Origin of the sequence: Thermococcus sp. ES12 (assembly GCF_012027515.1) — an archaeon.
Taxonomy (GTDB): Archaea; Methanobacteriota_B; Thermococci; order Thermococcales; family Thermococcaceae; genus Thermococcus; species Thermococcus barossii.
In genome coordinates, this window is the sequence record NZ_SNUP01000001.1 from 257,688 (window position 1) to 279,674 (window position 21,987).

22 protein-coding genes are annotated in these 21,987 nt (G+C 55.1%); 12 read left to right on the forward strand and 10 right to left on the reverse strand.

Annotation, left to right across the window (positions count from 1 at the left end; genetic code table 11):
* Positions 1 to 33 precede the first annotated feature (33 nt).
* From cas3 to E3E37_RS01440, 6 genes are all read right to left on the reverse strand, one after another.
* Positions 34 to 2,211: a CRISPR-associated helicase Cas3' gene (gene cas3 / locus E3E37_RS01415; RefSeq protein ID WP_167714487.1), complete on the reverse strand. Its 2,178-nt coding sequence runs from the start codon at positions 2,209 to 2,211 to the stop codon at positions 34 to 36.
* The gene (gene cas5b, locus E3E37_RS01420) at positions 2,208 to 2,825 is read right to left on the reverse strand and encodes a type I-B CRISPR-associated protein Cas5b (protein ID WP_167714488.1); all 618 of its coding nucleotides are present in this window, start codon (positions 2,823 to 2,825) and stop codon (positions 2,208 to 2,210) included. Before cas5b ends, cas3 begins: the two co-directional genes overlap by 4 nt.
* 4 nt (positions 2,826 to 2,829) lie before the next feature.
* A complete protein-coding gene (cas7i, locus tag E3E37_RS01425) occupies positions 2,830 to 3,918 on the reverse strand; it encodes a type I-B CRISPR-associated protein Cas7/Cst2/DevR (protein ID WP_167714489.1) in 1,089 nt (362 codons plus the stop codon).
* A complete protein-coding gene (cas8a1, locus tag E3E37_RS01430) occupies positions 3,915 to 5,351 on the reverse strand; it encodes a type I-B CRISPR-associated protein Cas8b1/Cst1 (RefSeq protein ID WP_240921880.1) in 1,437 nt (478 codons plus the stop codon). Before cas8a1 ends, cas7i begins: the two co-directional genes overlap by 4 nt.
* Complete coding sequence (gene cas6 / locus E3E37_RS01435) at positions 5,352 to 6,110, reverse strand: CRISPR-associated endoribonuclease Cas6 (protein WP_167714490.1); 759 nt, start codon at positions 6,108 to 6,110, stop codon at positions 5,352 to 5,354.
* A gap of 276 nt (positions 6,111 to 6,386) precedes the next feature.
* Positions 6,387 to 7,085, reverse strand: a complete 699-nt coding sequence (locus E3E37_RS01440) for an acetate--CoA ligase family protein (protein ID WP_167714491.1) — start codon at positions 7,083 to 7,085, stop codon at positions 6,387 to 6,389.
* Between the two features lie 142 nt (positions 7,086 to 7,227).
* Between E3E37_RS01440 and E3E37_RS01445 the strand changes: the two genes are divergently transcribed.
* A complete protein-coding gene (locus E3E37_RS01445) occupies positions 7,228 to 8,544 on the forward strand; it encodes a DUF4139 domain-containing protein (RefSeq protein WP_206203994.1) in 1,317 nt (438 codons plus the stop codon).
* Here E3E37_RS01445 and E3E37_RS01450 read toward each other — a convergent pair.
* On the reverse strand, positions 8,541 to 8,774 hold the full coding sequence (locus tag E3E37_RS01450; protein WP_088864284.1) for a hypothetical protein: 234 nt from the start codon (positions 8,772 to 8,774) through the stop codon (positions 8,541 to 8,543). The two genes, E3E37_RS01445 and E3E37_RS01450, sit on opposite strands and share 4 nt — an antisense overlap.
* A gap of 93 nt (positions 8,775 to 8,867) precedes the next feature.
* On the opposite strand from E3E37_RS01450, the gene E3E37_RS01455 reads away from it, so the two are divergent.
* The 3 genes from E3E37_RS01455 (at position 8,868) to trmBL2 (ending at position 14,276) form a co-directional block, all read left to right on the forward strand.
* On the forward strand, positions 8,868 to 9,410 hold the full coding sequence (locus tag E3E37_RS01455; protein WP_088864285.1) for an SWIM zinc finger domain-containing protein: 543 nt from the start codon (positions 8,868 to 8,870) through the stop codon (positions 9,408 to 9,410).
* Positions 9,411 to 9,449: 39 nt separating this feature from the next.
* The gene (rgy, locus tag E3E37_RS01460) at positions 9,450 to 13,115 is read left to right on the forward strand and encodes a reverse gyrase (protein WP_088864286.1); all 3,666 of its coding nucleotides are present in this window, start codon (positions 9,450 to 9,452) and stop codon (positions 13,113 to 13,115) included.
* A 366-nt stretch (positions 13,116 to 13,481) separates the two neighbouring features.
* Positions 13,482 to 14,276, forward strand: a complete 795-nt coding sequence (trmBL2, locus tag E3E37_RS01465; protein ID WP_167714492.1) for an HTH-type transcriptional regulator TrmBL2 — start codon at positions 13,482 to 13,484, stop codon at positions 14,274 to 14,276.
* Positions 14,277 to 14,328: 52 nt separating this feature from the next.
* Here the strand turns inward: trmBL2 and E3E37_RS01470 are convergent, their stop codons facing one another.
* Genes E3E37_RS01470 through E3E37_RS01480 form a run of 3 tightly spaced genes read right to left on the reverse strand, consistent with a single transcriptional unit; the run spans position 14,329 to position 15,597 of the window.
* Entirely contained in the window at positions 14,329 to 14,541 is a 213-nt protein-coding gene (locus tag E3E37_RS01470; protein WP_088864288.1) for an ArsR family transcriptional regulator, read from the reverse strand.
* On the reverse strand, positions 14,538 to 14,867 hold the full coding sequence (locus E3E37_RS01475) for an Sjogren's syndrome/scleroderma autoantigen 1 family protein (protein ID WP_167714493.1): 330 nt from the start codon (positions 14,865 to 14,867) through the stop codon (positions 14,538 to 14,540). Before E3E37_RS01475 ends, E3E37_RS01470 begins: the two co-directional genes overlap by 4 nt.
* 4 nt (positions 14,868 to 14,871) lie before the next feature.
* Positions 14,872 to 15,597, reverse strand: a complete 726-nt coding sequence (locus E3E37_RS01480) for an arginase family protein (RefSeq protein WP_088864290.1) — start codon at positions 15,595 to 15,597, stop codon at positions 14,872 to 14,874.
* Between the two features lie 139 nt (positions 15,598 to 15,736).
* Here E3E37_RS01480 and hxlAB point away from each other — a divergent pair, with 139 nt between their 5' ends.
* The 8 genes from hxlAB (at position 15,737) to aspS (ending at position 21,932) form a co-directional block, all read left to right on the forward strand.
* Positions 15,737 to 16,957: a bifunctional 3-hexulose-6-phosphate synthase/6-phospho-3-hexuloisomerase gene (gene hxlAB, locus E3E37_RS01485; protein WP_088864291.1), complete on the forward strand. Its 1,221-nt coding sequence runs from the start codon at positions 15,737 to 15,739 to the stop codon at positions 16,955 to 16,957.
* Positions 16,958 to 16,966: 9 nt separating this feature from the next.
* Complete coding sequence (locus E3E37_RS01490) at positions 16,967 to 17,722, forward strand: hypothetical protein (protein ID WP_167714494.1); 756 nt, start codon at positions 16,967 to 16,969, stop codon at positions 17,720 to 17,722.
* A gap of 1 nt (position 17,723) precedes the next feature.
* Positions 17,724 to 18,368, forward strand: coding sequence for a TIGR02253 family HAD-type hydrolase (locus E3E37_RS01495; protein ID WP_088864293.1), 645 nt, complete (start codon positions 17,724 to 17,726; stop codon positions 18,366 to 18,368).
* Positions 18,365 to 18,544 carry a hypothetical protein gene (locus E3E37_RS01500; protein WP_167715247.1) on the forward strand — a complete coding sequence of 60 codons (180 nt, stop codon included), beginning with the start codon at positions 18,365 to 18,367 and terminating at the stop codon, positions 18,542 to 18,544. The genes E3E37_RS01495 and E3E37_RS01500 overlap by 4 nt, the downstream gene beginning before the upstream one ends.
* Positions 18,541 to 19,350, forward strand: a complete 810-nt coding sequence (locus tag E3E37_RS01505; RefSeq protein ID WP_167714495.1) for a glutamate cyclase domain-containing protein — start codon at positions 18,541 to 18,543, stop codon at positions 19,348 to 19,350. Before E3E37_RS01500 ends, E3E37_RS01505 begins: the two co-directional genes overlap by 4 nt.
* A 4-nt stretch (positions 19,351 to 19,354) precedes the next feature.
* Positions 19,355 to 19,975 carry an HD domain-containing protein gene (locus tag E3E37_RS01510; RefSeq protein WP_167714496.1) on the forward strand — a complete coding sequence of 207 codons (621 nt, stop codon included), beginning with the start codon at positions 19,355 to 19,357 and terminating at the stop codon, positions 19,973 to 19,975.
* A gap of 100 nt (positions 19,976 to 20,075) precedes the next feature.
* Positions 20,076 to 20,588: a KH domain-containing protein gene (locus E3E37_RS01515; protein ID WP_167714497.1), complete on the forward strand. Its 513-nt coding sequence runs from the start codon at positions 20,076 to 20,078 to the stop codon at positions 20,586 to 20,588.
* 27 nt (positions 20,589 to 20,615) lie between these two features.
* Positions 20,616 to 21,932 carry an aspartate--tRNA(Asn) ligase gene (gene aspS / locus E3E37_RS01520; protein WP_167714498.1) on the forward strand — a complete coding sequence of 439 codons (1,317 nt, stop codon included), beginning with the start codon at positions 20,616 to 20,618 and terminating at the stop codon, positions 21,930 to 21,932.
* Positions 21,933 to 21,987 lie beyond the last annotated feature (55 nt).

Here is a 21,987-nt window from a genome sequence, read left to right on the forward strand (position 1 = left end):
TATGGTCTGAACTGTTATAGTCCGAGGTGTAATTCACAGCACCTCACCGCCCGAAGACTCCTTCAGAAGGCCGAGGTCTTGGCTGTAGTCCAGCTCCGCGACGATGATGTGTTTTCCGGGCCCCGTTGAGCTGAGCCTGTGGAAGGCGTCGCTTTCACTCATGAAGAGCCACAGGGGAACCGGGACGAGGTAGCGGTGAACTTCCATGTAACGTTTCTTGGTGAGCAGCCCCAGAACAGCGTCCTGGTAAGCGCCGGGTATCGCCTCCAGCCCCCTGAACATCTCGTAGAACCTGCGCTCGTTTTCGCCACTCTTGAGAGGCCTCAGGGCCTCAAAGAGTTCGAGCGCCTGGGCCTTATACTCCAGAACCTCCCTCCTGAGCCTGTCCGCGAGCGGTTCGTAGGCCAGCGTCACAAGCTCCGAGACCTTTGACTCGAGCAGGGGCTTCCCGTCAAGCTCCTTCAGCAGTCCCAGGCTCCTCCTGACGACTTCGGGTGGGTAGATGCGTTTATCCCCCTCTCCACCCTCGGTTAGGATGTAAACGTTCCTCGGGTTCCCAAAACCCCTCCTGTTTACTCTTCCGAAGCGCTGAATCAGGGCATCCAACGGTGCCGGTTCCGTGATAATCGTGGAAAAGCTCACGTCGAGCGAGACCTCCACCACCTGGGTGGCAACGACCACGTCGAAGTCGTTGAGGTTTGCCAGGAGCTTCCGCTCCTTCTCCTCCCTGTCACCGTACGTGAAGCGACTGTGGAGGAGCATCGCGCTGTAATCGTCCCTGAGGCGTGAGTAAACCTCAACCGCCCTTGATACCGTGTTGCATGCCACCAAGGCCGGCCCGTCCTCAGGTTTGAGTTCCTCGATTAGCTCCTCTATGCTCTCCATCGAGCCGTCGACGACGTTTATCCTGTGCCTCGTGAAGCGATCCGCCTCCTCCGGCGGAGCCTGAAGCTTCCTTGGTTTTATCGTTTCCTCGATTAGCCTCTCAAGGAACTCTGGCAAAGTTGCGGTCATGACCATTGCCTTTGTCCTTTTCCCCTTCAGTAGCTCGAGGATCGCCAGGATTATGCCGAGGACGTTGGGCTCGTAGGCGTGGATTTCATCGAAGATCAGGAGCGAGCCTGTCAGCTCGATGAGACCCATCTCAAAGAAGCCGACGCCAAAGAAGGGCTTCATGAGCTGGAAAGGCGTCGTGACCTTGAGGGGGGTGTAAATCTTCCTGTAGAGGGAAGACAGGCGCCTGTATTCCAGCTCCGAAGAGTAGAGGTAGAAGCCCGAGGAGCTGTGGAGAACACCGACGAGCTCGGGGTCCTTGAAAAGACCGAGTAACCTCGAGTGCATCGCGTTAATGCTGGCCTTGTAGGGGAGCACGTAGAATATTCTGCTCGATACACCCTTCCTCGTTCTTTGGGCGTTCCTGTCGGCCCACAGGAGGGAAGCCTCGGTCTTGCCGTAGCCCGTGGGGGCCCTCAGGAGGAGGTTTCCTTCGGTGTTCCATGCAGCTCTCTGCAGGGGCCTCCAGCCCTCCTCCGGAATCCGAAGCTCAACCGCCGTTCTGATGTCAGGCAGAAGGCGTACCTCAAGCTCTCCCGCGGATGCGAGGTGGTCGGAGGCGTTGAGGAGGCCCCTCAGATAGACCAGTTCCTCCCTGTATCTCTCCACGTTCCGCTCGTACCAGCTAATAAGAGCGTCGAAATCGTAGCCCCGGACGCGCTCCGACCAGTCTTTGGGCGGGTTAAAAAGCTCCAGCCTTCTTCCAAAGAAATACAGCTCCCAGTATGGAACTCGCTCGAAGAAAATCCCCTCGATGTAGTCCCTGTTCTGAAAGAGTTCCTCAACTTTATCCTCGAACCCTCCGCGGTGTTCCCCGCTGGGCAGTATCTCCTCAAGCTCGTCGAGGGTTCGATGGTGGGTGAGGATTGCGAGTGCAATGAGGTTTCTCTCGTCCTCGGGAAGGTCGAGGAAAGAGGCGAAAGGTGCCGAGAGAACCTCGTGTCGGTAGCCCCATTCCCTTGGATTCCTCTGAAAACCGCTCGCGCACTTGCCGAGGTCGTGGAGGAGAACGGAATAAAAAGAAAGTTCCCAGACACGCGGGGAGAGCTCCTCAAGCCATTTGAACGCGGTTTTCATGCTCTTCAGCACGTTTATGGCGTCGTTTGTGTGGCACTCAAGGAAATCGTGCGGGAGGAACTTGGCGTAGCAGACCCTCATTCGTGCCACCTGTGGAGGTAAACCCCGACTCCAAGTTCCTCGTCGTAGGGGAGTTTCAGTTTCGACGCTTTGCCCTTTGGAAACGGCAGGACGACGAAGGGCCTGACGAGTCTCGCCTTCCTCGGCGTTACGGAGTAGTCGTACTCGACGACGAGGGCGTGAACGACGCCGGGGACTCCAAGCTCCAGGGGAAGGACCGTCCCGCCGACGGGAGCTTCGGTCTCCTCAAGGTGGACTTCCTTTATCTCCTCAACCGTCGCCACGTCGCTCGAACGTCCAAGGAGGAGCTGGTATCTGGGCCTCCTGAAGTGCTCTTCCCATTCATCGGGGAGATAAAGGTAAAGCTCGGCGTTGTAGAGGAACTCGCGCCTCATTATGTCCGTCTCGACCTTTCCGAGGGCATAGATCTTTTCGAGGTCAAGCCCTTTACCTTCGCTCCTGAAGACGTAGCCGACGTATGGAAGCTTGGTTAGATACACGGGCTCGCCCTTCGCCGCCGAGAGGATTCCCTGAACCGTTGAGGGCGGTGGAACGGGCAGCGTCGGCTGGTAGCCTGACTGGAAGGTGGGATAGCGGAACGAGGCAGTCCACGCCCTCAGCTTGACCCTTATCATGGGCTCACCCGTAGTAGGCCTCGATTTCCCTGGCGAACTCGTCTACCGCTTCACCAACGGTGCCCGTGAAGACCTCGATGCCTGCTTCTTTCACCGCCTTGGCCATTTCATCGACGTCCCAGCCAAGGGAGCGGACGAAGCCGGCATCGTAGCCGATGTAGAGCTTTGTACCCTCGGGAATTACCTCCTTGAGGTCCTTGAGCCTCTTTGCAAGGGCCTCGGCGTCGAAGCGGATCTCGCCCTTCTCCTCGAAGACTAGGTCGCTTATGAAGGGGTTTATGCCGGCATCCACGTTGAGGAGCAGGACGAACTTCGGGGTCACGTCGGTGTGGTACTGGCTCTGCTTGGCCCCGCCGGTCAGGAGGCGGAGGGCCTTGATAGCCTCGGTGGCGCGTCTCTTCCTGATCTCGGGGGGCATGAGCCACTCTTTTTCGGTTCTCTGAACGCCGAGTTCCTCTGCTATGCGCTCCATCTCTTCGATTTCCTTAACGACCTCCTCGGCGTTCTTCTTCGGGTTGCCCTTCTTGTCCCTTGGAACGTCGTCCCAGGTGAGAAGGTTCTTGAAGCCTGCCTTGCTGACTATCGTGAACCTGCCGACGGAGTCGAGGTCAAGGGAGAACGCACCCTTGAAAACCGTCGAGTAGAACTCCTGGCTGTAGGGAACGGGGTCTCCCTCGTGCCTTGAGGCGTAGCCCTCATCGACGGTTATGGAGCTCCTGTCGGGGAGTACAGAAATCAGCGGTGTGTTCTTAAGGGGCGAGACCCGCGTAACGGTCACGTTCACGCCGCCCTTCTTGAAGGCCCTCATGTAGCCGAAGACGTCGTCATCGGGGTACTTGAGGGGGTTCGCCGCGGTAAAGACCTGCTTCTGCTCGCGGTAGAGTGGGGAGAGCTCCCAGTTGAAGTGCTCCTTCAGCGTGAACCGCCACCAGTAGCGCCAGGCCTGCGGTGAGACGTAGGGGTAGCGCTTTCCACCGCGCCTGAAGGTCTTAACCCTCGTCACGTTCCTGTCGGCGAGGCTCTCGTCGATTCCGAGCATGTTCAAAGCGGAGTGCGGCGCGTCGATCAATACCATTCCGGTCGCAAACCTCATTCTTCCACCCCCATTCCAAAGATCCCAACTTCTTCGTTCTCCTCAACCTCTTCCCCGGCCTCCTCCGAGGCCTTCATCAGCCTGTCGTGGAGCCTTTCATAGACCCTGAAGAGGAGCAGGTGCTTTACCGTCCTCCACGAGACGTTCAGGTCTTCCCCGTAGGAGGTGAGAACCGTCGCGAACTCGTCGAACGTCATGAGCGGCTTCTCTATCCCGAGCCTCTGGCGGAGCTTTTCGAGGTTCACGAAGAAGGCCTCGAACTGGTAGAGCCTTTCCGTCCTCTCAAGCTCCCTGACGCGCTTCGAAAGCTGGTTGTCCGGGAGTTTCTCCAGCGTTTCGACAATCCTATCCCCGATGTCCTTAATAAACTCCAAAGCCTCCTTATCCAAACCCAACACCTCCGAGCAGTAGAAAGCCAAAAGCGACCATTTCGCGTTCGCACGGCGGTTTTTCATGTCGATGAAGTAGGGCAAGATGCTCTCCTCGGCCAAGAGCCTGGCGTAAACCTCGTTGGCGTAGCTCCGCTCGTACTTTTCAAACTCCTCCTCGCTCGGCCGTTTACGCCAGCCCATCGAGACGATTCTTCTCCAGCCTGCCCTGTCGTAGCGGGCTGCGTGGGCAACAAAGCGCAACACGGGCGTTGGAACGTGGATTATCTGAAGGTCCTGCCCCTGGTTGTTGTTCACGAAGTGGTAGAGCGTTATCGAAGCCCTGCCCCAGAGATCGTCGCGCTCCGTCTTCCTCGTCAGCTCCCCGAGAAGGCGGAAGAGAAAGTTCTCCGGTCTCTTAAAATCCCTTGCGTTCGAGGCGAGGAAGCTCTTCCTGACGTCGTTTATGGCCTCGCCGTGGAGTTCGAGCATAAGCTCGTGGGGGTAGGTGTGCATCACTAGAACCCTTCCCCCGACCTTGTAAGCCACCAGCGGGAGGAACTGCACGAGGAAGAGACAGTGGGAGCAGACGTTGGCTCCATCTTTCGCCGAGGGGAAGTAGTTTGGAACGCCACCGGTTCCAACGAGGGGAAAGTCCGAGCGGTAGACCGGCCTTGGGCGCGAGTGTCTCCTTCCGCAGATTTCGCATACGGGTGCGTTGTTGTCTTCTGGCTCGCTGAGGAGGGCCTTCAGGTTCTTGGCTATAGCTTCGGGCGTTCTCTTCCTGGCCATGCTCGGGTTGGCCATCAAAATGCCACTGTTCGGGAGCATCATCGCGTGAATGTAGCCCGAACTCCACTCCTTACGCGCGTAGAGCTTCGAGGCAAAGTCTATCGTCTTCTCGATGTCTTCCCTGGTGAGCTCCTCGGGCGAACGCTTCTTTCTCAGTAGCAGCAGCGCTGTGAGACCTGCATCGACGAAGGGGTGCCCGGTCCAGTCAAAGGGTGGTGCCCCCCTTTGCCCCTCCCCATGGAATCCTTCAGGAGGATTTCCCTTCCCGATCATTCACACCTCCCTTCGGGTTTTTTTCATCTTCCGCCCATCAACCTTCACCATCCCGAACCCTATCGAGTTCTTCTCTCCGAAGCCGGCCAGATAACCTGCCCTCAGCAGGCCCTCGTCACCCTTCGCGCGGAACACGAGGTGCCACGCCACCTGGAAGATGCCGGGCTTGACCTCGAAGCGCTTGGGCTTGGCGTTTAGGACCTTCATCTCGAAGTCCTCGGGCGGCTTCGAGCCAAAGATGTGGAGGTACTTCTCCCTGAGGTTCTCCCGTATCAGCTCGTAGAACTCCGGTTCGGCCGGGCTTAAATCATAGCTCCTCGGCCTTCCGAACTGGATCCGCCTTGTGGTCACTGCCACCGGCGAAAGGGTCACGAACTTCCTCCCGCTGAGCTTCTGCGGCTCCGCGATGGCCTTTACTTCCTCGACGATGAACCTCTCGCCCCAGAGCTCGACCTCCGGCTTCTGGAGGAGGCCGCCTATGAAGGCCTCGGCTATTTCTGGAACGGCCGTTGAGAAGTAGAAGAATCCCCTTCTGTAGCCCAGCAGAGAGCTCCTGTCCTCGGCCAGCTCGCGCCTTTCTGCCATGAAAAGGGAATACGTGAACAGCTTTGGAACCTTCGGCGAGTGGAGACGTAGACTGAGGTCAGGGTTCACCCGCTGAATCCTCCTGTATATCAAACCCTGGAGCTTGTGCTGGTGGTTGAAGGGTATGCGAAACGGCTCATTCTCCGGGTGGAGTCTTATTAGGAACCTGACCATTTTGTCCACCATTTGTGGGTATATAGCAAGAAGGGTACGTTGCTGAGCTTTATAAGGTTTTCTTCGATTTATAGTACGAACCAGCTGAAACAGGATGTTCTATTGGTGAATCGAAGGAAGAGTAATTCCTGAAAAGTTCCACAAAGTCCTCACAGTCCAGAACAGCTGTTTCCTCGGGTTCGCGGTGGAGAACCGCCCCTCCAAGAGCAATTATGGGGTTTCTCGCCTTTATATAGGGGCGGGTCAATAAGAGGGAATGGAAAAGGGCAAAGGCCCTCAGAGAAGCATCCTAGCATCAACCGCAACCGCGCTGTCCTCGTAGGCGAAGATCGGGTTGATGTCGAGCTCCTTGATCTCTGGAAGCTCAAGGGCGAGCTCGCCGACCTTGGTGATTATCTCTGCAAGGGCCTCGATATCCACCGGCTTCTCACCGCGCGCTCCGGCCAGAATCGGGTAGGCCTTGATCTCCTTTATCATGTCGAGGGCTTCCTCCTTCGTTATCGGGGCGACGCGGAAGCTGACGTCCTTGAGGATCTCGACGAAGATTCCACCGAGACCGAACATTATCGCCGGGCCGAACTGCGGGTCGCGGATCATACCGACGATGACCTCCTTGCCGAGCGGGAGCATCTTGTAGACGATGACGCCCCAGAGGTCGGCGTCCGGCTTGTAGTTCCTGGCGTTCTCCATTATCTTCCTGAAGGCCTCTCTCGCCTCCTCGTCGCTCTTGATGTTGACCTTGACACCGCCAGCATCGCTCTTGTGGATGATCTGCGGAGAAACGATCTTCATGACGACCGGGTAGCCTATCTCCCGGGCGAACTTTACGGCCTCTTCCTCGTTGGTTGCAACTTTGAAGTCCGGAACGGGAACTCCGTAGAGCTTGAGTATCTCCTTCGCCTCCGGCTCGACGAGCGGCCTGTTCTCGGCCTTGGCCTTTTCGATGATTGCCCTAGCCTTTTCAATCCTGTCCATACCAATCACCCCATCAGCTTGACAGTTCTCAATCCGAGCGGGCAGTTAAAAGGGTTTCCATTCGTCAACCTATCGTTTCTTTCGTTTCGGCTCCGTTTGAAGCGATGTCAGGGGTATAAATACTCCAAAAACCAAGGTATCAATGGTGATCGCTGTGAAGAGGAAGATTATTGCTGGCATTGGGGGAATCTTGATCGTAATCCTAGCGGTTTTTTCGTTTCAGGGTGGAAAGGCCGCGGCAAGTGAGGCGACTGTGGTTCTCTACAACTCGGCCAAGATAGGGGTCGTGGAGAAAACCCTGGAGCTTGACCTCAAGGAGGGGGTCAACGAGGTGCCCCTGGAGGAGCTGGCCGGACTGAACATAGCGGAGGTAACGATAACCCCCCTCCAGGATGGAGTTCAGGTTCTTGGGGTCTTCAGCAGGGGCTCCGGAGGGGACATCTACAGCGCCAACGTCGGGAGTGAGGTGGAGGTGAAACTGAGGAGCGGGGAAACGGTGACGGGTAAGTTCCTCGGCTTCAAGAACGGAAAGATAACCATCGAGGGCGACGGCTATTACCTCATAAACCCGAACGAGGTTGCCTATTTCAAGGCCAAGAACCTCGATGGCAAGGCCAGCGTTTACGCGGTTCTCCAGGCGGCTGAGACCGGGAAGTACGAGGTGAGCATAATCTACCGCGTCGCCAACATGAGCTGGGAAAGCAGGTACAAGCTCTACATCGGCGATGACGCGGAGCTCTACGGCTACATCGTGCTGAGGAACCCCACCGCCCAGGAGTTCAAGGATTCGAAGGTCCTGCTGGTGGCCGGCGACGTTCAGCTCTACCAGAACGTTCCCCAGCCGAGGGTTCTCTACGCAATGGCCGAGAAGGGAGCCGATCAGGTTGAAGTCGGTCAGCCCGAGAAGGTGGAGGCGTTTTACCTCTACAAGCTCGGTATAGCGGACATCAACCCTGCCAGCACCATGATGTACCCCTACATAAGCTTCGAGGTTCCCTTCGAGAGGGAGTACCTCTACGAGAGCTGGCCCTACAGTCGGGAGGGACCGGTTTACGAGTCGATATCCTTCAAGACAGAGAAGGTCCTTCCGGCCGGTGTGGTGGAGATATACCGGGAGACCGATGACGGGTCGCTTCTCATCGGGGAGAGAGCCATAGAGCACACTCCTGAGGGGGACACACTCAGGATAGGCATCGGCAGGGACTACGACCTCAAGGGCAGTACTGTGGTTCTTGAGGAGAGGCACGATGATCACTACGCCTACTACAAGGTCAAGGTCACCGTTGAAAACTTCGGAAAGGAGGCCAAAACCGTCGTGGTCAGGCACTACAAGTGGGGCAAGGTTCTGAGCTCCAGCATCGAGCCCATTGATGAGACCCAGAACTACGTGGAGTTCAAGGTTACGGTTAACCCCGGAGAAAAGAAGGAGATAGTCTTCGACTACGAGAACCGCTATTAGCTCTTCCGGAGCGTTACCTCGAACCTCTTTTCTCCTTTTGACACGTCGAGGACGAGGCTCTTGTCGTAGTCTATGAACTTTGTGCCCAGTATCGCGTAGCCCTCACCCTGGAGAAACTCCGCCATTTTTAGGCCGAGGTCGTCGAAGAACTCCGCCGCCATGGTTGCCATGCTCGGCTCCTTTATGCCGAGCTCATCGTGATAGCGCCTCGCAAGCTCGAAAACATCCATGGTCACCACCGTATATAGTACCCGAGGGTGGATAAAACGATTGCGGTCGAAAGACTTAAAGCGAGCCTAACCGAAGGCTCTAAAGTGAGTACCATGGACGAGAAAACCCTCAGGAAGGGGGAGCGTTATTACAGGGCGGGAAAGGTTCTGTGGGTAGTTAAACGTGGCAGCAAGCTCTTCTCCAAGGTCCTTGGTACGTATCCCTACTACGTCGAGGTTGACCTCTCAACGGGCGAGAACCGCTGCACCTGCCCCCTTGGAGGGGACTGCAAGCACGTGGCCGCTGTCATAAAGGCCCACGAGAACGGCTTCTACTTTGAGGCCCTGGGGAAGCATGCCGAACTATATCCCGAGGCGGTTGCGATGGAGTTTCTTGCTGAGGTGCCGGAGCTGGCGCTCGACGTTACCCTCAAGGAGCTCCGCTTTGCCATGAGCACCGATGAGAGCGGGAGTGAGGTGGCGAGGCTCTTCAGGAGGGCCCTGAAGCTCGTTGAGATGACCCGCAGGGTTGAGGCCATCCACTCCCTCGAAGAAATCATCGAGGAATACAGGCACGTCTTCAGCGACTACGAGCTTGCGGTGAGACTTGAGGATGAGTTCAGAGAGCTCAAGGCCACAATCCAAAAACCCTTATAAATCCCCCTAACACCAAATACGAACTTAGAGGGTGAAAAAATGAAGGCGATCTATCGCGAGATGTGCCCGAACTGCCTCGGTAAAATCTCTGATGAAAGGCTGTACCTCAAGAACCCATGCGATGAGTGCCTCGATGAAACCGTCTGGACTGACTCTTATTTTGACCTCGTAACCGCGGTTAGGAATGCCCTCCAGCTCAGGGGGACTCTTAAGGAGTGGGAGAGAATATACGGCCTCGAAAAGGGCGTTAGGGAAATAGAAGAGTTCTTTGAGAGGGCGACGGGCTTCACCTTCTGGAGTGCCCAGAGGACGTGGGTGAAGCGCCTCCTCAAGGGGAGGAGCTTTTCGATAATAGCTCCCACCGGAATGGGCAAGAGCACCTTCGGTGCCTTCATGGCGGTATGGCATGCCACTCGGGGAAAGAGGAGCTACATAGTGGTTCCGACCACCCCTCTGGTGATTCAGACCGTTAAAAAGCTTCGGGCGATAGCCGAGAGGGCGGGTGTTGAGATAAACCTGGCCTACTACCACGGCAACCTCCGGAAGAAGGAAAGGGAGGAGATGCTGGCAAAAATCCAGAACGAGGATTATCAGATACTCGTCACCAGCGCCCAGTGGCTCGCGAGAAAGTTCGATGAGGTTCTCAGGGGCAGGCACTTTGACTTTATCTTCGTTGACGATGTCGATGCGTTTCTCAAGGCCAGCAAGAACATAGACCGCTCCCTTCTTCTCCTCGGTTTCAACGATGAGGTAATCGAAAAGGCGTGGGAGATAATCCGCCTGAAGAAGCAGATGTCGAAGTACCTCAACGGTCGCGCTCCAGACAGGGAAGAGAGGCTCAAGGAGCTGAACTCCCAGATCTCGGAGCTACAGCGTGAAATTGAGGAGTTCAAGCGCAAAAACCCTGTTGGGATAATGATAATTGCCTCGGCCACCGGGAGCGCCAGGGGCGACAGGATAAAGCTCTACCGCGAGCTCCTCGGCTTCGAGGTTGGAAGCGGGAGGAGCGCCCTGAGGAACGTCGTTGACAGCTACCTGATGCCCACCAAGGACATCAGGGAGCACGTCGAGGAGCTTCTCACGAGGCTCGGAAAGGGAGGGATAATATTCACCCCGATTGATCAGGGACTTGGCTACGCCGAGGAGCTGGCCAAGTACCTCCGCGAGAGGGGTTTTAGGGTGGAGCTGGTAAGCTCGAAGAACAGAAAGTCCATCGAGAGGTTTGAAAACGGCGAGGCGGACTACCTCATAGGCTCCGCCACCTACTACGGCTCCCTCGTGAGGGGCCTTGACATGCCCCACCTGATACGCTACGCCATCTTTACAGGCGTCCCTAAGTTCCGCTTTTCCATAGACCTTGAGAGGCCGACCATCTACCGTGCCCTCGGCCTTCTCAGCGAGATAATGGAGTTTTTGAGCGATGAGGATAGGAAGACCGCGGAAAAGCTCCATGCCAGGCTGAGACGCCTGATCCGCAACATCCCGCAGTTTGAACTGCTTAAAATCGAGGAGGCCCTCGCCGAAGGTCTGCCCATCGAGAACGGCTTCCATAACCACGTACTCGGCGTTTTCCGCGAACTGGTGGAGTTCCTGAGGAGGGTGCTTAAGGACGAGGAGGTTCTCAAAAGACTTGCCGAGGATCCGTTCATCAGCCTGAAGGAAGAGGAGGGCAAGTGGTACATCGAAATCCCCGATGTCAGAACCTACATCCAAGCCACCGGAAGAACGAGCAGGCTCTTCGCCGGTGGAATAACTAAGGGCCTCAGCGTTCTCATAGTGGACAACGAGAAGGTCTTCAACGGCCTTCTCAGGCAGATGCGCTGGCGCTTTACAGAGTTCAAGATGGTGCCCTTCGAGGAGCTCGACCTTGAGGAAATCCTCAGGCAGATAGACGAGGACAGGGAAAAGGTAAGGCTCGTCATGGAGGGTAAGATAAGCGCCAGGGTCAAGGATTTGGTCAAGTCGGCACTCATGATAGTCGAGAGCCCCAACAAGGCAAGAACGATAGCCAACTTCTTCGGTCAGCCGAGCAAGACCCGGATAGGTGACCTCGTCGCCTACGAGGTGAGCATAGGCAACATGATGCTGACGATACTGGCCAGCGGGGGGCACATGTTCGACTTGGTAACTAACGAGGGCTATCACGGCGTCCTCGTTGATGAAAAAGATGGCATGCTGAGGTTTATCCCCGTTTACGACACCATAAAACGCTGCCGCGACTGCGGACACCAGTTCGTTGACTGGGAGGAGAAAGGCGTCTGCCCGCGTTGCGGCTCAACGAACGTGAGGGACGCGCTTGAAAACGTTAAGGCCATGCGTGAGATAGCCCAGGAGGTTGACGAGATACTCATCGCAACCGACCCCGACACGGAGGGTGAGAAGATAGCCTGGGACATAAGGAACGTTCTCAGCCCCTACACGCCCAACATCAAGCGCATAGAGTTCCACGAGGTCACGAGGCCGGCGATAATGCGCGCTATCGAGCAGGCCAGGGACGTCAACGAGGGCCGTGTAAATGCCCAGCTCGTCAGGCGCATAGAGGATAGATGGATAGGCTTTGAGCTGAGCCAGGAACTCCAGCGCGTCTTTGAGAACCGCAACCTCTCAGCCGGAAGGGTCCAGACGCCCGTCCTCGGCTGGATAATCGAGCGCTATAAGGAGTTCACCGAGAGCGAGACGTATTTCATGGGTCTGAAGCTGGAAAACGACCTCCAGATTACGGTGGAGCTTGGAAAGGACGGAAAGGAAGTCGAACCGCCGGAGTACGTCACCGTTGAGGACGTCCAGCTTGAGGAGCGCGAGCTTAACCCAATGCCGCCGTATACGACCGATGCCATGCTGAAGGACGCCTCGACCTTCCTCAAGCTGTCCGCGCCCGAGACGATGCGTTTAGCGCAGGATCTCTTCGAGATGGGTCTTATCACATACCACAGAACCGACTCAACCCACGTCAGCAACACGGGAATCGAGATAGCGAAGGAGTACATCACCCAGGAGCTTGGCGAGGGATACTTCAAGCCGAGACCCTGGGGGGAGGAGGGAACCCACGAGGCCATAAGGCCGACCAGGCCGATAGACACCGGCAGGCTCATGCAGCTCGTCCGTGACGGGATAATACAACTACCCAAAAACCTCACCCGGAACCACTACCGGCTCTACGATATGATTTTCAGGCGCTTCATGACGAGCCAGATGAAGGCTGCGAAGCTTCTCATGGAGAGGGCGGTCATCGATGCCTGCGTTGGAAAGGTTGAGATAGAGGGTTATGTCGAGGTTATTGAGGACGGATGGACAAAGTTGAGGAGCCCACCGATGAGGCAGCTGCCAAAGCTTGAGCCCGGAGCTAAGCTTAAGGTCGTCGAGGCCAAGAAGTGGAAGGCACCGAAGGTTTCGCTCTACACCCAGGGCGACATAATAGCCATGATGAAGGAGCGCAAGATTGGAAGGCCATCAACCTATGCCAAGATTCTTGAAACTCTCATAAGACGTTACTATGTCATCGAGACCCGGGGAAGGAAGAAGCTCGTGCCGACCGAGCAGGGCATCAAGGTGTATCACTATCTCATAAGTAAGTACAAGGAACTCGTCAGCGAGGAGAAGACAAGGGAGCTGGAGGAGATAATGGATCTGGTAGAGGAGAACAAGATGGATTACCAGGAGGTTCTCAGGAGACTTCATGGAGAGATACGCCGGTACCTGGGATAGAGTTCGTTCTTCATACTTTTCTCTGTGTTCCGGTGCCAACTTGGAATCATGTTTATCTAACGCATTGAAGTATGCTTAATTTGTTGTATATTCCGCAATAACGTTACATCATGTTTTGCTTTTTTATGTTTTATAGTTCATTTAGTACCCTGATGATACCTGTAAATTTTGCTTTTCAGTAAAACCAAAAATTTTAAAATTTATCCAGTGGTAATGCTTTTGTATATCCATGCAACGGCAATAATATCCAGAGAAGTCATCTTTGAATAATCTTCGAAGCATAACCCACGACACTAACGACCTTTGGAAAAAATTTATATGGGATGAAATCCAAACAAGAAATAGAAAATTGGGTGGTGGTAAGAAATGGTTAAGGACAGAATGGTAGAGCTCCTTCAGGAGCACTTTGAGTTGAACCTCTACGAAGCCAGGGCGTACGTGGCATTAGTCGGTTTTGGCGTTCTCACCCCGGCCGAGCTTGCGAGCGTTTCCGAAGTCCCGGCGCCGAGGACCTACGACGTCCTCAGGAGCCTTGAGAAGAAGGGCTTTGCCATAAGCCAGCCGGGCAAGGTCAACAAGTACAGGCCGGTGCACCCGCAGAACATACTCGAAAAGTTCATAGAGGAGTGGCAGGAGCGCGTTGCCGAGGAGCTTGAGGCCAAGAAGAAGGCAAAGGAGGAGCTCCTTGAGCTCATGAGCCCGCTCATTGAGACCGAGATTCCGAAGTATGGCGTCGAAAAGGTCTGGGTCGTCCGCGGAATTAGAAACGCCACTCTGAAGACTAAGGAAATGTTTGAGGAGGTCAAGGAGCAGATTCTCCTGGCGGATGACGGCTACATAGCCATTAACCTTGAGAGTGACATCATAAAGGCTATAGACAACGGCGCCAAGGCCAAGATAATCGTCACCGAGAATGTCTACCACAGGCTCGGCACCTCAAAGATAATGGACTACTACAAGGAGGGCAAGCTTGAGCTTAAGGTGATAGACAAACTCGAGCTCCCGATGCTTATCTGCGACGACGAGGTTTTCTTCGCCCTTGAGGACATGGCAGCGAGATACTTCAACTACGAGACACAGATATGGATCAAGGACTTCCGCGTCAAGGCCCTCTTCGAGGGCAAGTTCAACGAGTACTGGAAGGCCGCCAAGAAGGCCTGATGCCTTTTCTTTCCTCTCCCCTTTGTTCGGGAGAGATGTAGAAAAGAAAGGTTCAGACGTATTTGAACTCTTCTTCGGCTTCGCTCGCCTCTTTAATCTTCCAGAAGAGCTTCCCCTCCTTCTGGTAGCTCTCAACCTTTCCCTGCTCGACAAATCGGAGAAGGTAGCGCCTGACCTCCATGGCCGGGAGCTTCGTGATTTCAACTATCTCCTCGATGGTTTTCGGGCCATCCTCCAGAGCCTTCAACACCCTGACGTTCTTCATTTCCCTCCCTCCAGTTTCCTGTACCTTTCCAGCAGTTCTATTATCTTCTCCATTGCCCTTAAGTGTTTCTCAAGCTCATCGATGTCGTCAGGCAGGGAGTTGGCGAGTTCGTTCAGCTTCTCCATTAGGCGTTCCTCAACGCCTTTCATCTCGGCCCCTCTCTGCTTCTTTCTGTGCTCACATATCGGACAGAAAACCCTCCCGTCCTTCTCGAAGAGAGGGGAACCGCACTTGGGGCAGTGCTTGTCCAGCATCCTTGCCCCGGACAGCATCAGGGGCATGAGGATCGTCCTCATCTCCTCTTCTGTGGGCCCCTTGAGCGCCATTTCATCACCCCGTTAGCAGCTGGAAAACCTCAACCAGGGCCTTCTTGCCAAGCCTTGAGCGGCGAATCCTGTCTGAGACCTCGGCTATGTCGAAGGCAGCTATCTTGAAGTTTTTCTTTACCTCCTCAAGGAGGTCGAGGAGTTCCTCAAGCGTGAGCTCGCCGTGCTGGAAGCGTGCTATCTTGTATTCCGGCCTAAGAACGTCCAGGTCAACCGTCAGATACACCTCATCTCCAAGGTATCTCTTCGCTTCGGAGATTATCTCGTCGAGGGAGTTCGTCTGAAGGTTCTTGTACGCCCTCCATCTTCCACGGACCTTTCTGCTCCTCAACAGGGCAGGGAAGACCTTCACGCGCCTCGTCCAGAGCTGGGTTCTCTCGGTGGTTGGTATCATGAGAACGGGTGCCAGAACCGCGGCCCGGTTAACGACGCGCTCCTCCAGGGCATAGGCGAGCCACGAGCCGTGGTCGAGGTAGTCATGCATGAGGTCCGTGTGGGCGTCGACGCTCACCAGGGATGTCGGCCTCAGCTTTTTGATTATGCCATAGGTCGCGAGGTGCTCACCAATTATGTAAGCGTTGTCGAGGGGGATCCTCTCGGGGAGGAGCTCAACCCTGCTCGACTCGACTATCATGTAATCCTCTATGAGCTTATTCCTCTTTAAAAGCTGCAGAACGTAGAGAACTCCGTCCCTGTTGGGCTTCTCGCCGAAGGGGATGAACGTTACCATTGATTCCACCCACCCGGAATTGCCCCTTCACTTTTTAAACCTTGGCTGAATCGTTTAACATGATTCTGTCAAATTATGACGCCAAAGTTTAAAAAGTAGCCCCCTAAGATTAAAACGAAAACTCCTTGGAGGCGAGGAGATGATACTTCAGGTCGCTCTTGACTTGACTGACGTTGAACAGGCCATTTCTATCGCGGAAAAGGCCGCCCGCGGCGGTGCGCACTGGCTCGAAGTCGGAACGCCGCTCATCAAGAAGGAGGGCATGCGTGCCGTGGAGCTTCTCAAGAGGCGCTTTCCCGACAGGAAAATAGTGGCGGACCTCAAAACCATGGACACCGGTGCTCTGGAGGTTGAGATGGCGGCAAGGCACGGCGCCGATGTCGTTTCTATCCTCGGTGTTGCCGACGACAAGACGATAAAGGACGCGGTTGAAGTTGCAAGGCGCTATGGAATCAGGGTCATGGTTGATTTAATCGGTGTCAAGGACAAGGTTAAGCGCGCCAAGGAACTTGAGAAGATGGGCGTTCACTACATCCTGGTTCACACAGGAATAGACGAGCAGGTTCAGGGCAAGAGTCCGCTGGAGGATCTTGAGAAGGTCGTCAAAGCCGTCAGCGTCCCGGTTGCAGTGGCAGGTGGACTGAACCTTGAGACCATCCCGAGGGTTATCGAGCTGGGCGCAACCATCATCATAGTCGGGGGCGCGATAACCAAGGCCAAAAACCCCGAGGAAGTTACCAGGAAGATAATCGACCTCTTCTGGGGAGAGTACATGATGACGATAAGAAAGGCCATGACCGACATAGTTGACCACATAAGCAACGTTGCGGAGGAGCTCAAGATAGAGCAGGTTCGCGGCTTTGTCGATGCCATGATAGGCGCCAACAAGATATTCATCTACGGTGCCGGAAGGAGTGGCCTCGTCGGCAAGGCCTTCGCCATGAGGCTTATGCACCTCGACTTCAACGTCTACGTCGTCGGCGAGACCATAACACCTGCTTTCGAACCCGGTGATCTGCTCATAGCCATCAGTGGCTCCGGTGAGACAAACAGCATAGTGGATGCGGCTGAAATTGCCAAGAAGCAGGGCGGGAAGGTCGTGGCAATAACTTCCTATGCCAACTCAACCCTTGGAAAGCTCGCCGATGTCGTCGTTGAGATACCCGGAAGGGCCAAGACGGACATTCCAACGGATTACATAGCGCGCCAGATGCTCACCAAGTACAAGTGGATAGCCCCGATGGGGACGCTCTTCGAGGACTCAACGATGATATTCCTCGATGGAATTATCGCGCTCCTCATGGCAACCTTCCAGAAGACCGAAAAGGATATGAAGAAGAAGCATGCGACCCTTGAGTAAGGGGTCGCCATGCAGTCTTTTACCCATCTTTTTGTCGGAATCGGAAACACCGGAGCCAGGATAGTCAACAGCATAACCGCGGACGGCATCGTTAAGGTGACCGTCAACCCTGCCTATTACCTCCTGCCCCGTTTTGATGAGTACGAGGAGAGGCTCAGGAACTTCTTCTCCAGCCTCCCCGAGAACACCTTTCTGTGGCTCGTCTTTGACGACAGGGACATAAACCATGAACTGAGGGGGATAATAACTGAAAGCGCCCCGAAGGATACGATAAAACTGGCCTACGTTCTGACGCCGAAAAAAGAGCTGGTAACCGAAAAAAAGCCCCCATGGGCCGGGGATTTTGAAACCGTCTTTTACGACTCCCTCTGGGACTTCTTCGGCAGCGATGACGTTTCAATCTCAACCGCGTTCCAAGGCGCATCGGAAAACATCGCCGAGATGTTCAGCAGGCTCTACTACTACCTGGAGACACAGATGCTCGTTAACATCGACTACGCGGACCTATTCAACATGATACGGGGCGGCAACGTTGGAATCCTTCGCCTCCTCAGGGAGGTTGACTTCGGCTGGCACTGGGGCATCTGGGACAGGGGCCTCGTGGGAATACTCGTCGGAAGGGAATTCCCCCTGAAAGATGCACACGGGATACTAGGTCATTTTCAGGAGATACTGGCCGAGAAGGACGTGATATGGGGCGTGGTGATGGACGAGAACCTCACCAGAGAGGTGGAGATACTGGCACTTCTGGTCAAGAGGTGGTAAAATGAGGGCGGTTCTCTTTGATATAGACGGCACGATACTAACCGAGATGCCGCTCATCCAGCTCTTTCTCCCGCAGGTCTACGACAGACTCTCGAAGAAGTTTGGAATAAGCAAGGATGAGGCCAGGGAGCAGTTCCTCGGCGAGATATTCGGCAGAAGGGACACCTACGACTGGCACGACTGGAACTTTTTCTTCAGGCTCTTCGACCTCGACCTCAGTTACGAGGACCTGCTCAGGAATTACCCCCACAAGCTCCACGTTTACCCGGACACGGTTCCTACCCTGGAGTGGCTTAGGGAGGAGGGTTATCTCCTCGGGGTGGTCACGAGCGGTCCTGAGTACCAGAGACTGAAGCTCAAGCTCGCCGGTCTGCTTGATTACTTCGACGTCGTCGTCACTAGGGACGACGTGAACGCTATAAAACCCGAGCCGAAGATATTTCTCTATGCCCTTGAGCGGCTCGGTGTGGATACGGATGAGGCCATGATGGTCGGGGATTCCCTGAGCCAGGACGTTTACGGAGCCAAGAACGTTGGAATGGTCGCGGTCTGGATAAACCGTGATGGAGAAAAGGGTTATAACATGGCGGACTATGAAATCAGAACCCTTCATGAACTTAGAAAGATACTGGGGGGATGGGAATGAAGGAGATATTCAATATGGAGGGTGTTTTCGTCAGATACCACGAGAAAAAGGTCAGGCTCGAAAATGGAGATGAGCTGGTCCACAGGAGCGAGGAGCCGACTGAGCTCTGGTGGAAGCTTAAAGAGGCCATAAAGGGCAGGAAGGTGAGGGTCGTCGTCTACGAGGTGGAAGAATGATAGCCCACCTCATAAACACCGATGTTGGCAACAGGGGCACGCTGGGCGTTTACCTGGACTACCGCAGGGAAAACCCCAGCTTTTTACATAATTCTGCAAAGATGTTCTTGGATAATTATGAGCGCGTTCTGGTGATAACCGGGTTTCCGATTCCGCCCGTGATGCAGGCCGAGACTGACGGCCCGCCCGGTGCTCTGGCCATAGCGAAGGCCGTCGAGACCCTCGGGGGACGGGCTGAGATACTCACGTATCCAGAGGTGATGAACGCATTAGAACCCTTCGGGCTCAGCTTTACGGACAGACCTGACGTTGGGAACTATTCCCTGGTTATCGCCGTGGAGACCCCTGGAAGGGCAAGGGACGGAAAGTACTACTCCATGAGCGGCCTGGAGATAACCAGGGAAACGTTTGACTGGGCCGTTCTGGAGGCCAGGGAGCTGGGGATACCAACGATAGGAATAGGCGACGGTGGAAACGAGGCAGGAATGGGCAAAGTGGTCAAGCTCATCGAGAGGTACGTTCCCCATGGGGATAAGATAGCCAGCGTTGTTGAGACCGACGAGCTCATCCTTTCCGCCGTCTCCAACTGGGGAGCCTATGGGCTCGTGGCTCAGGCGTCGGTAGAGTTTGGCCGTGAACTCCTCCTCGGCTGGGACGAGAGAACGATAGTCAGGGCCATCTCAAAGCTCGGCCTTATAGACGGTGTCTCCAAAACCCAAGCTCCAACGGTTGATGGAATAAGCCTTGACGTTCACGAGAAAATCGTTGAGCTTTTAAACGCCCTCGTAAATGAGGCCCTAAGGTGATGGAATGAGGCTCGATGAGTTCATAACCAGCGAGGAAAGCCTCAGGCTCATAGAGAGGACCCGGGAGTATGCCAGGCACTTCTTCGAGCGGGAGGGAACCCATGGCTTCAGCCACGTTGAGAGGGTCTTCAACCTCTGCATGCACATAGGAAAGGCTGAAGGGGCCGACCTTGAGGTCTTGGCACTGGCGGCGCTCCTTCATGACATTGCGCGGCCCCTCGAAAGTGCCGGAAAGGTAAAAGACCACGCACTTGAGGGGGCGAGGATAGCGAGACAGTACCTCAGGAGTCTTGGCTATGCCGAGGATAAAATCGAGGCCGTTGCCCATGCCATCGAGGCCCACCGCTTTTCCCGCGGACCCGAACCGAAAACGCTGGAAGCCAAGATACTAAGCGACGCCGACAAGCTCGACGCCATTGGCGCAATAGGAATCGCGAGGGTCTTCATGTATTCCGGCGAGCACGGGAGGGACGTGGAGGCCTCGCTCAGGCACTTCGAGGAAAAGATACTGAAGCTTAAGGACCTTATGTACACGGAGACGGCAAAAAAGATGGCCATGGAGCGGCACCGCTTCACTGAGGAATTCGTCGAGCGCATAAGGCGCGAGATAGAGGGCGAGATTTGAACTTCTTCCTTCCCTTTCCCCCATAATAAGGTTTTTAAATGACTTCCAGAATTAAGGGTTAGCCCTTTAGGTTCATTCTTCAGGCAAGGGAGGTGAGGAGATGAAGGCGCCAATCTGTGAGGTGTGTTTGAAGACCGACGATATTCTGTGCCCGGCGGACGAGAAAAAACTTCAGGATGGAGTTATTTCCGAGCTGGATGTTAAAGTTGCGAGACTCCTGTACAAGCTTATCGGCGACGCTGACATGGAGTTTAAGAAGGCCGTCGAAGCCGGGGACCTCATAGTTATCGTGGTTGGAGAGGGAGACGTTCCGATAACCATCGGTAAGGGCGGCAAGAATATAAAGGCCCTCATGAGGGAGCTCGGCAAGAGGATACGCGTCATTGAAGCCGTTGAGGTCAAGGGAACCGACGACGTTAAGAAGCTCGCCACGGACCTGCTCTACCCCGCAGGGGTCTTTGGAGTTAACATAGTTTACAAACCCGGTGGGGGAACCTATTACAAGGTTCTCGTGCTCAACAGGGACAGAAGAAAGCTCCCCGAGAAGGCAGAGGTGCTGGAGAGCATACTCTCCCAGATAGCCGGGGAGGACGTTAAGATAAACTTCATCTGATTCCTTTTCCCCATGGAGGTTTTGAGGATGTATCGGACGCACTACTCAAACCAGATTACGGAGGAGCTCAACGGTCAGCGCGTTAGAGTTGCCGGCTGGGTATGGGAAATCAAGGACCTCGGCGGAATAAAGTTCCTCTGGATAAGGGATCGCGAGGGTATAGTTCAGGTAACCGCCCCCAAGAAGAAGGTTGACCCTGAACTCTTCAAGCTCATACCCAAGCTGAACGCAGAGGACGTTATCGCCGTTGAGGGCGTGGTGAACTTCACCCCGAAGGCAAAGCTGGGCTTTGAAATCCTCCCAGAAAAGCTGGAGGTTCTCAGCAGGGCGGAAAGCCCGCTCCCCCTTGACCCGACTGGCAAGGTGAAGGCGGAGCTCGACACGAGGCTCGACAACAGGTTCATGGACGTAAGAAGACCAGAAGTAATGGCGATTTTCAAGATACGCTCGAGCGTCTTCAAGGCCGTCAGGGATTTCTTCCACGACGAGGGCTTCATCGAGGTGCACACGCCCAAGATAATCGCCACCGCCACCGAGGGCGGTACGGAACTCTTTCCGATGAAGTACTTCGAGAAGGACGCCTTTCTGGCCCAGTCGCCCCAGCTCTACAAGCAGATAATGATGGCCACCGGGCTTGACCGGGTCTACGAGATAGCCCCAATCTTCCGCGCCGAGGAGCACAACACTACCAGACACCTCAACGAGGCCTGGAGCATCGACGCCGAGATGGCGTTCATAGAGGACGAGGAAGAGGTGATGGGCCTCCTTGAGAGGCTGGTGGCCCACGCTATAAACTACGTAAGGGAGCACAACGCCAAGGAGCTCCAGACCCTCAACTTCGAGCTTGAGGAGCCGAAGCTTCCCTTCCCGCGCGTTACCTACGACAAGGCACTTGAAATCCTCGCTGACCTGGGCAAGAGCATAGAGTGGGGAGAGGACATAGACACCGAGGGCGAGAGGCTCCTCGGGAAGTACATGATGGAGAACGAGAACGCTCCACTCTACTTCATCTACCGCTATCCCAGCGAGGCAAAGCCGTTCTACATAATGAAATACGACGACAAGCCAGAGATAAGCCGCTCCTTCGACCTCGAGTACCGGGGTGTGGAGATAACCTCCGGCGGCCAGAGGGAACACAGGGTTGACATCCTCACCGAGCAGATTAGGGAGAAGGGACTGAACCCGGCCAGCTTCGAGTTCTACCTCAAGGCCTTCCGCTACGGAATGCCCCCTCACGGCGGCTTCGGTCTTGGTGCCGAGCGGCTGATAAAACAGATGCTCGACCTCAGCAACATCAGGGAAGTCATCCTGTTCCCAAGGGACAGGAGAAGATTAACACCGTAACATCTTTATATCACCTTTTCCTTTTGGTGATTAGTTAACTACTCTTTGGAGGCTG